General features: G+C 28.8%; 10 protein-coding genes and 1 pseudogene. 7 read left to right on the top strand and 4 right to left on the bottom strand.

Annotation, left to right across the window (positions count from 1 at the left end; translation table 11 throughout):
- Window positions 1–306 precede the first annotated feature (306 nt).
- Complete coding sequence (locus tag L3B96_RS10340; RefSeq protein ID WP_238860726.1) at window positions 307–900, top strand: Ltp family lipoprotein; 594 nt, start codon at window positions 307–309, stop codon at window positions 898–900.
- A 131-nt stretch (window positions 901–1031) separates the two neighbouring features.
- Here the strand turns inward: L3B96_RS10340 and L3B96_RS10335 are convergent, their stop codons facing one another.
- A complete protein-coding gene (locus L3B96_RS10335; protein WP_238860725.1) occupies window positions 1032–1454 on the bottom strand; it encodes a helix-turn-helix transcriptional regulator in 423 nt (140 codons plus the stop codon).
- A 36-nt stretch (window positions 1455–1490) separates the two neighbouring features.
- On the opposite strand from L3B96_RS10335, the pseudogene L3B96_RS10330 reads away from it, so the two are divergent.
- From L3B96_RS10330 to L3B96_RS10305, 6 genes and pseudogenes are all read left to right on the top strand, one after another.
- Window positions 1491–1958: pseudogene (locus L3B96_RS10330) on the top strand (ABC transporter substrate-binding protein); the annotation flags it as partial.
- 34 nt (window positions 1959–1992) lie between these two features.
- On the top strand, window positions 1993–2760 hold the full coding sequence (locus L3B96_RS10325; RefSeq protein ID WP_238860723.1) for an ABC transporter ATP-binding protein: 768 nt from the start codon (window positions 1993–1995) through the stop codon (window positions 2758–2760).
- Between the two features lie 31 nt (window positions 2761–2791).
- Window positions 2792–3583, top strand: coding sequence for an ABC transporter permease (locus L3B96_RS10320; protein ID WP_039773927.1), 792 nt, complete (start codon window positions 2792–2794; stop codon window positions 3581–3583).
- Between the two features lie 303 nt (window positions 3584–3886).
- Window positions 3887–4243 carry a CidA/LrgA family protein gene (locus L3B96_RS10315; protein WP_238860721.1) on the top strand — a complete coding sequence of 119 codons (357 nt, stop codon included), beginning with the start codon at window positions 3887–3889 and terminating at the stop codon, window positions 4241–4243.
- Between the two features lie 39 nt (window positions 4244–4282).
- Window positions 4283–4996 carry an LrgB family protein gene (locus L3B96_RS10310; protein ID WP_041894524.1) on the top strand — a complete coding sequence of 238 codons (714 nt, stop codon included), beginning with the start codon at window positions 4283–4285 and terminating at the stop codon, window positions 4994–4996.
- A gap of 335 nt (window positions 4997–5331) precedes the next feature.
- Window positions 5332–6468: a hypothetical protein gene (locus L3B96_RS10305; protein ID WP_238860719.1), complete on the top strand. Its 1137-nt coding sequence runs from the start codon at window positions 5332–5334 to the stop codon at window positions 6466–6468.
- A gap of 173 nt (window positions 6469–6641) precedes the next feature.
- On the opposite strand, the gene L3B96_RS10300 is transcribed toward L3B96_RS10305, so the two are convergent.
- From L3B96_RS10300 to L3B96_RS10290, 3 genes are all read right to left on the bottom strand, one after another.
- Window positions 6642–7691, bottom strand: coding sequence for a galactose ABC transporter substrate-binding protein (locus tag L3B96_RS10300; RefSeq protein WP_011968282.1), 1050 nt, complete (start codon window positions 7689–7691; stop codon window positions 6642–6644).
- Window positions 7692–7864: 173 nt separating this feature from the next.
- A complete protein-coding gene (locus L3B96_RS10295; protein ID WP_011968283.1) occupies window positions 7865–8449 on the bottom strand; it encodes a flavin reductase family protein in 585 nt (194 codons plus the stop codon).
- A gap of 105 nt (window positions 8450–8554) precedes the next feature.
- A complete protein-coding gene (locus tag L3B96_RS10290; RefSeq protein WP_238860717.1) occupies window positions 8555–9877 on the bottom strand; it encodes a D-alanyl-D-alanine carboxypeptidase in 1323 nt (440 codons plus the stop codon).
- Window positions 9878–9897: the final 20 nt, after the last annotated feature.

Below are 9897 nucleotides of genomic sequence, written 5' to 3'. Positions count from 1 at the left end.
TTATAAATAAAAATAAGTGCAAATGTATAACCATTTATTTATGGTTTACACTTACACTTATACAGTACCAAAAGAGATAGCAAAAAAAATATTAGGAGAATAACGGTCCAAGCTATCTCTTTATTTATTAAAAATAGGAAATCGTATCTTAATTCTTAACATTATTAAAATAAAATATACATAAAATTATAAAAGTATATTCCAATAAAATAATTAATTAACAAAATTACAAAAATAATGTTTTGTTGACAATGATATAAAATAATATACAATTATAGTATAAATGTAAATAAGGGGGAAATGATAATGTCGAAAATGATGAACTGTAAAACGTGTGGAGCAGAAATAGCTGCAAGTGCTAAAACATGTCCAAGTTGTGGAGGAAAAAATAAAAAGCCTATTTTTAAAAGATGGTGGTTTATATTAATTGTTCTGGTAGTGATAATAGGTGCCTTAGCATCAGGAGGAAACAAAGGTAAGAATACAACAGATGAATCTCAAGAAGCTACTAATACATCAACCGCTAATGCCAACAAAGATGAACCTAAACAAGAACAGGCAAAAGATACTAAAAAAGATACAAAAGACAATGTACCTAAGGAATATCAATCAGCATTAAAAAAAGCAGATACTTATGCTAATCAAATGAATTTATCTAAAAATGGCTTATATGAGCAACTAACATCAGATGCTGGAGAGCAATTTCCTAAAGAAGCTGCACAGTATGCTGTAGATAATGTAAAAGCAGATTGGAAAAAGAATGCATTAGCTAAAGCTAAAATATATCAAAATGAAATGAACATGTCTAAGAGTGCTATACATGACCAACTAGTATCAGATGCCGGAGAAAAATTTACTGAAGAAGAAGCACAATATGCTGTAAGTAATTTAGAAAATTAAAATATAAAAAAATGTGGCAAATTTTAAAATATAACTATTTGCTACATTTTTTATATTTTAGAGCACCGAAGATGAAAAAAATAATCATGATGTAATTACATAAAATTAGATTGAGAGAATAAATCTTAATTTTAAGTATTTAAATAGTTTTCCATCCTATCAAATACACTTCGAGTAGGCACATTATTTTCATAGCAATACCTATATAAAGTTCTTTTAGATAAACCCAAAGATTTACACAGCTTATCCCTATTAATGTGGATATTTTTATTAAGTAAAGTGGATAAATATTGATGAAAGTTATCCATAGATTCTAAATACGGATCATAAAAATATTTACTATTAATATTGAAATAACTGGCTAGCTTCATTGATTGTTCTTTTGTGGGGAATAACTCGCCGCGTTCATATTTTGATATACTCGATTTGCTAATACCTATAATTAGTGACAATTCTTTCTGAGTTAAATTATTTAACTTTCTTAGTCTAATCAAATTTTCAGCAATCGTATTTGCTGGCAGATCTTTAAACTCATCTTTTAAATCAATTCTCAAAATACAGTTTTCTAAAATCGCTTTTTCATGTACCGAGCATTTAAAGGCGGTACAGGTGATTATGTGGCTCTCTTTGAACCTACAGCTTCTGCAATTCAGAAAGAAGGAACTGGATATATTCTTGCATCTGTTGGTGAAGAATCAGGATTAATTCCTTATACTTGTTATTTTACAACAAAATCTTATATGGATAAAAATCCACAAGTAATACAAGGGTTCACAAATGCTATCTATAAAGGTCAGCAGTGGTTTTTTAGTCATAGTACAGAGGAAGTTGCAGATAGCATAATTGATTATTTCCCAGGTACAGATAAAGATACAATTATGACAGTTATAGATAACTATAAAAAGATTGATGCTATAGCTCATACAGCTGAAATTAAAGAAGAAAATTTAAATAGACTTATGGATATAATTACTGATTATGATTCAAGCTTAATGCCGCAAAGACCTGAATTTAGCAAGATCGTAGATAATTCTTTTGCTGAAAAAGCAGCTAAATAAAGGTCACATAAAGATGAAAAGGTGGTGATTTTATTTGAGCTTGTTAGAAATATCAAATATATCAATGAATTATCATTCTATTAAAGGTGAAACACAGGCTTTAAATAATGTTAATTTTCAAGTAGATGATGGTAAATTTATTTCTATTTTAGGACCGTCAGGATGCGGAAAATCTACATTATTAAATATAATGAGTGGACTGTTAGAACCATCTAATGGGAGCGTATTATACAAAGGTGAAGATGTAAAAAAGAATTTGGATAAGATAGGATATATGTTTCAAAAGGATCATTTATTTGAATGGAATACGGTTTGGGAAAATGTAATCTTAGGATTAAAGATAAAAAAGCAGCTAAATAGTGAATCAAAAGAAAGAGTAAGTGAATTATTAGATGCTTATGGGTTAACGAGATTTAAGAACCATCATCCTAGTGAACTTTCAGGTGGTATGAGGCAAAGAGTTGCACTTATAAGGACTTTAGCATTAAATCCAGAGATACTCTTTTTAGATGAACCATTTTCAGCGCTAGATTATCAATCGAGGCTTTTGGTATGTGATGATGTTTATAAGATAATAAAAACAGAAAAAAAGACAGCAATAATGGTGACACATGATATAGCAGAAGCGATTTCTTTGTCTGAAAAAGTAATAGTATTATCTAAGAGACCATCTAGTGTGAAGGCAGAAATTCCTATACATTTTAGCGATGAAGAATTAACTCCTTTCCAAAAGAGAAGAGCTCCAGAGTTTAGTGACTATTTTAACATGTTATGGAAGGAGTTGAATGATGGAAATGGCTAAGAAAAGTGTAAATGTTAGTGAAGTAAATAATATGTCTAAGGAACATGAAATATATTTGAATAAGGTAAAGAAAACAAAAAGAAAAATTTTAATTACTAGAATTCTTATATTGGTTATTTTTATAGCCTTATGGCAAATAGCTGCAAATCTTAAGTGGATAGATCCGTTTCTTACATCTAGTCCAACTAGAGTAATTGAATCATTTGTATCTTTATATGAAGGTGGAGGTTTAATTAAGCATATCGCAGTCACATGCTATGAAACTATCTTAGGATTCTCCTTAGGAACAATCCTAGGCTCACTAATTGCAGTAATCTTATGGTGGAGTCCTTTTGTATCAAAAATACTAGATCCATATTTAGTAGTTTTAAATGCACTTCCTAAAGTTGCTTTGGCTCCAATAATAATATTTTGGATTGGAAATGGTATTCCAGCAATAATAGTGATTGCTCTTTTAATATCAGTAATAACAACAATTATAAGTGTATTAACTGGATTTAATGAAATAGATAAAGAGAAAATTATGCTTATGAATACTTTTAGAGCGACAAAAATACAGATATTAAGATATTTAATATTTCCATACTCTATTCCTATCCTCATATCAGCTCTAAAGATAAATGTTGGTTTATCTTGGGTTGGGGTAATAATGGGAGAATTTTTAGTAGCGAAGAATGGTCTTGGATTTTTGATAGTATATGGAGGACAAGTAGCTCAGCTAGATATGGTAATGATGAGCATTGTAATACTATCAGCAATTGCATTTATCATGTATGAGGTGGTTGCAATAGTAGAAAATAAACTAGTAAAGGATAGAAGTTAAAAGTATGCTATTAAACTCCACAAATACTCTCTTAAAACGACTTATTTATAAAATAAATAAGTCGTTTTAATTTTTATAGTGAATAAAATTAAACATATTTTTAGAAACTTATATTTAAAGTGCAATTAATATATAATACTGAAAATATAAGGATATTTAACAAAAAGGTAACCTTTACTTAAAGTGTAAAGGAATTTTACTTATCCATGTAATGATGGTAAATTAAATTGTAAAGGTCATATTAAGAATAGAGAGAAGTTGGTTTTTTAACAAATATGCTTAAATAATTGGAGTGTGATAAAATTGAAGTTATTTAGAGAAGCACTAATTATATTTGGAATTTATCTATTAGGAGAATTTATATCATCAATGCTTCATCTACCGATACCAGGAAATATATTAGGAATGATAATATTATTTATATTATTATACACAAAGGTAATTAAAGTGGAGAGCATTTCAAATATAACAAATTTTTTACTAGACCATCTGGCGTTTTTCTTTATTCCAGCAGGAGTTGGTTTAATGACGTCGCTTGGGATAATAAAATCGACATGGTGGCAATTATTATTAGTATGTATATTGACGACTATAATAATAATTGGGGTGACTGGTATTGTCGTTCAGGCTATTTCAAGAAAGCCAAAGAAAAATATTTAGCTTACGTACAGATAAAGTGATAAGAAAAGAGGAAAATATATGCAAATATTAATAAACAATGTTTTATTTGGACTAGTACTTTCACTCGCGTCTTTTGAAGTTGGTATATTCATTAATAGAAATACGAGAATACCAATTTTAAATCCACTACTAATTGCAATAGGAATTATAATATGTTTTTTGTTTGCATTTCATATTGATTTTGATACATATAATAAAGGTGGTCAATTTATAAATATGTTTCTTGGACCATCAACTGTGGTACTTGCAGTACCTTTATATAAACAGCTGGATCTTTTGAAAAAGAATGCTAAGGCTATTTTAACAGGTATATTTGTTGGTAGCGCTATAGGGATAATTTCTATAATAGGAATATCTTATTTAGTTGGACTTAATTCAAGTGTAATAAAATCATTAGTCCCAAAATCAGTAACAACTCCTATAGGAATATCAATAAGCAGTCAATTAGGAGGAGTTGTTCCAATAACAGTCCTTGCAATTATAATCACAGGTATAGTTGGTGCTGTATTTGGACCGACTATATGTAAAATTTTTAGGATAAAAGATAAGGTTGCAGTTGGTGTATCTATAGGAACGGCATCTCATGCAGTTGGCACTAGTAAGGCTTTAGAGCTTGGGGAAGTAGAAGGGGCAATGAGTAGTCTATCAATTGGCATTGCAGGAATAATGACAGTGATAATTGCTCCGTTAGTATATAATTTAGCATTATACATATATCATATAATAAAGTAAAAGCTTAAAAAGACTATTAAAAGTTAGCAGTAAAAATAACGGGTTATTCTAAAGAAATTATTTAGAAATAATCCGTTATTTTCTTATAAGTGGCAATATATGAAGTGGAATAGGCAGATTATAAGGTAAATATAAGTATTAGAATTTACAAAAAATATATTTATACATGTATATTATAAATAATGGGACTATAAAAGAGGTTTACTAATATTTACTTGTTGATTATAGGAAGAAAAGCAAATTATAATTATTTAAGATAGAGTAATTATGAATAATTTAAAAAATGATAGTTTATGATATTAAAAAATTAATGCTGGTGTAGGAGAAGATTAAATATGGCTCACGATGATGAAGTTCTTATAACTTATGGACTAGGGTATGCTTTTGAAAGAAGTAAATTGCTTATTATATCTGAAGTTGAGGAAAAAGTTGTATCCAAAAAAGAAGTAAATATTATGGAAGAAATAAATATAGTTAACAAATTTAAAGAAAAGTTAGATAGTAAATGTGATTTGAAATTTCCTAAAAGCTACTTAACTAATGTGGAAGAAGTTTTAGAAGAAAAAGTATCAAAGACTATACCTATAATTACATCAATAAAAGCCAAAGATGTGGACAAGCAGGATCATCTTATGGACGAGTATGTAAAAAAGGATCTAAGCCAGATGAGGCTGAGAAAAGAAGGGTATATCCAAAAAGATTCAACTTTGATTAAAGAATATTTAGATAGTTGTAGTGAAAATACATACACTAAGAATATTAAAGAAAAATCCTTGAAGTATAACAAAATGATTCTTAAGATAATTTTAACAAGTAGTTTTGGAGATGAATTTGGAGATTTTTTGAGTAAGCGAGGACAAGCTGCTATTTTAGAAGAAATAGATAAAAATGTAGGTGAGCAGTTAGAGAATTTACTTAAGAAGGACTATTTAACAAAAAAGAAGTACAGTGAATTAGATTTCTTGAATATGTTATTGTTTCTTGAGGAATGGCAAAGGAAATATTTTAAATGGGATGGAAAGTATACGGATTTAATGTTTTCAATCAACAAGGATGGAAGAAAATACAAGGGGAGAAAAGACGAAATAAAAGATTCTGTCATTTCTTTCATTAAAGAGAAGAGGTATTTGTATCTTCCATTTGGGAAATATAATGATGATAATATTTTTATAAACTTAAGTGATGAAAGATATTGTAGCATAAATGAAAATGATGAGAGCAGATCACAATATGTTATTTTAGAAAAAAAGGAGAATAATTTATATCAAATGGTATCCAATGAGTATAAAAAAATAGATTTAGAAGAGAATTCAGAACTAGGATATTTACTTTCTTATGACAATGATACTGTTTATATTTCCCTAGTTGTATATGACAAGAAGCATGAAAAAGTAAGTTGTAAATATAATAATAAATTTACTGCTTTTAAATCTAAAATGATTGAAGAATTAGAAAAACATTTTATATTATAAGTAAGTTCATAAAATTACATTAATTATTTACTTGGCGGACATAGGTGAGCTGGGTTATTTTAATTTGTAAATTTCGGTTTTTAGCTACATACAATAAGGCTGTTTTAAATTAATTAGGTATATATATATCTTAATTGCTTTAAAACAGCCTTATTAATTAATAGAATGTGTTGTTATTTTTGAGGAGTATATTCTTGATAGGGCATTTGAATTGTAACTCCTGTTTCATCAAATTTATAATTTGTATTTTCAAGAGGATTTTTATTAGCAACTAAGTTCATTCCTATGGAATAAAGGGCTTCAGCTGTTTGATTAGGATCCTGAAAAACAGTGCCTGTCATAACACCTTTATTAATTAGGTCTTTAGCTGCTGGTATTCCATCAATTCCGAAAACAGGTATATATTTTGATTTATCTTCTTTATTGTATCCGTATTTCTGTAATGCTTCAATTGCCCCTATAGCCATGGCATCATTATTTGAAATTATTGCCTCGATTTTATCTCCATATCTCAAAAATAGTAATTCAGTAGAATCTTTGGCACATATTTCATCCCAATAACAGAATTTAGATAAAATTTCTTGTGTTCTAATTCCAGCATCATTAATAGTTGATATAGAGTATGTACTTCTTGCATTTGTTACAGTACTATTATTTGGGCCCTTTAACATAAAATATTGTAATACGTTATCACCATTTCTATCCATAGTTTTTTTATCGGAGTTCCATTCTTTAACAATTAAATTTCCTTGCAAAATGCCAGATTGATCAGCATTTGTTGATACAACAAGAGCTCTATTATAAGATTTGATGGGCTCAGTATCAAAAGGTACTGTATTAAATAGAATCACAGGAATATTTCTTTGTTTTGCTTTCCTAATAACTGATTCTACAGTATTTTTATCTAAGCTGACTAAATTTATCAATAAAAGATCGTAATCACTTTGGAGCGCTGAATCTAATAAAGCATTTTGTATACCTTGATTTCTTCTACCATCCAAAAAAGTAAAGCTAACAGAATCTTTGTTTTTATTTTGAATTTCCTCCAAGCTGTTTCTTACTAAAGAGATATAAGGATCATCGAAAGCAAATAAAAGTGTTGCAACCTTTACTGGCTTCTTCGGGATAACTTGTGCATTTGCATATAAAGCAGTTTTAAGATTATAAGTAGGTATAATAGCTAATATAATTATGAACGATACTATCTTTTTTAATATTCTCATTTCAATCCTCCATATGACAATTTCAAATTGTAATATTTATTATTAGATTGTCTTTTAATATTAAATTTATTCTACATTGAAAATATATTATATAAATAAGAAAGCAGTTACATGGCAAAAGACAATGTAACTGCTGTAAACTTAATGATAAATATAAAATAAATTGAGGATTATTATTTTTTATGTACTTTTTTTTTCTTTTTTACTGAATATCCAAATGTGCCCAATGGTTTAGCGTTTAAGCCATAATATTCACCATGGCTATAACAAATCAAGTTAGCTTTGTTAAAGCATATCTTACCATTTGAATCAATTAAGTCTTCGTCGACCTTTACGTTTGTTACTTCAAACAGGAATAGATCATGTGTACCTAGAGGTGTAATTGATTTTAACTTACATTCTAAAGCTATCGGCGATTTTTGCAATGAAGGTGTGGATATACTTTCACCGTTATTAAGTTGCAAACCAAAATGTTTAATTTTATCTTCCTTCTTTCCAGAGCGAACTCCACAATAATCAACGATCTTAACCATTTCTCTAGTTGGCAAATTAATAACGCATTCACCACTTTCTTTTATGTAATCATAAGATAATCTCTCAGGTCGTATTCCCATAGCTATTATAGGTTCTTTAGTGCAAACAGTACTTACCCAGCCAACTGTAAAAACATTAACTTTATCATCTTTGTTTTTTGATGTGACAAGTACTACAGGCGTGGGATTAAGCATAACACTGCCTTTAAAATTCAATTTATTCATGTTAATTACTCCTTAAATAAAAGCATCTTCAAATACCTAGGAAGAATACAACCTATTTTTGAAGATGCTTAAGATATATTATAGAAATTAAGTAAAGTTATTTAATTATCTTCTTCTTCTGTTAGAACGGCTATAGTAATTTTTATTCTTGCGTCTTGAATTAGATGCAGCATTTTTAATAAGAGCAATAAGAGTTACGATAATAGCCAAACCTACTAAAGTAGAAATGTAGATAATTAAATTATCTTTAATTATTGAACCTAGTGAAATATCAACTGAACCTGTAACTTCTTCAGAATGATTTCTTGTACTATAAGTAAGTTTAGTATTTTTATTGAATAGTAAACTCCATGCAGTAGAATCTGTTCCTTTATAAGTAATCTGAGATTCAGAATCGTTTATAGCATTTTTATAATAGTTCACATCTTGAGTCAATTTAATTGGAACAGAGATAGTTTTTGTAGGCCCAAATAATATAAATGGTTTATATTTTACATCAGCGGTTCCAACACTTTCATCATTTGCTTTATAAACTTCTTTTTTAGCACCATAGCTATAATCCATAATAGCATCCATATCATTAAATTTTGTCATATCTGCATTATCAATTTGTCTACTTTTAAGAACAATACCAATTAACTGACGCCCATCTCTATCATAAACAGTCGCTAAACAACCGCCAGCTTCATTAGTTGTACCAGTTTTACCAGCAAGGTTACCATTTTTACCAAGTGTTAGGTTTCTATTTTCTAAAATTATTCTAGAATTCTTTAAAGTTATAGGAGCTTTTTCAAGTTCCATTGTTTCTCTTTCCCAAGGATTTGCAAAAGCTGCCTTCATAATTATTGAAAGGTCATATGCTGTAGTGTAATGATTTGGATCATGAAGTCCATTAGGAGTAACAAAGTTACTATTATTAGCTCCAAGTTCTTTTGCTTTTTTATTCATTAATTCAGCAAATGATTTAACATCTCCGGAAATATTGTCTGCTATTACATATGCAGTATCATTACCAGAAAAAAGTAGTAAGCCCTTCATTATATCATCGGCAGTTACTTTGTCACCAGGCTGCATAGTATTATGCATATAATTTAAATTTAAAGAGTATTCAGGTTGTTCCTTTGCAGATTTAGTATATTCAAGCTGATCTGCTTTGTCTTTGCTTTCAGCTAATAATAAGCCAGTTAAAAGTTTTGTTGTACTAGCAGGATATCTCTTGCTGTCAGCATCCTTGCAATAAATTATCTCTCCTGTTTCTAAATCCATAGTTAAAGCAGCTTCAGCTTTAATGTTTGGTAAGTTCTCTGATGAAGTTTCAGTATTAGGTTTTGCAGAATTGCTTGCTGCATAACTTGCCATACTTAATGGACTAAATAAAGAAAGAGAAAGGGTTAATGCAAATGCTTTTAAAATTAAATTTTTTTTCAAGTCAAATCTCTCCACTTCTT

The sequence above is a fragment of the Clostridium sp. YIM B02569 genome, assembly GCF_022320765.1.
GTDB lineage: Bacteria > Bacillota > Clostridia > Clostridiales > Clostridiaceae > Clostridium > Clostridium beijerinckii.
The sequence above is the reverse complement of the archived record's forward strand: the minus strand, read 5'-3'. Positions and strand labels throughout refer to the sequence as shown.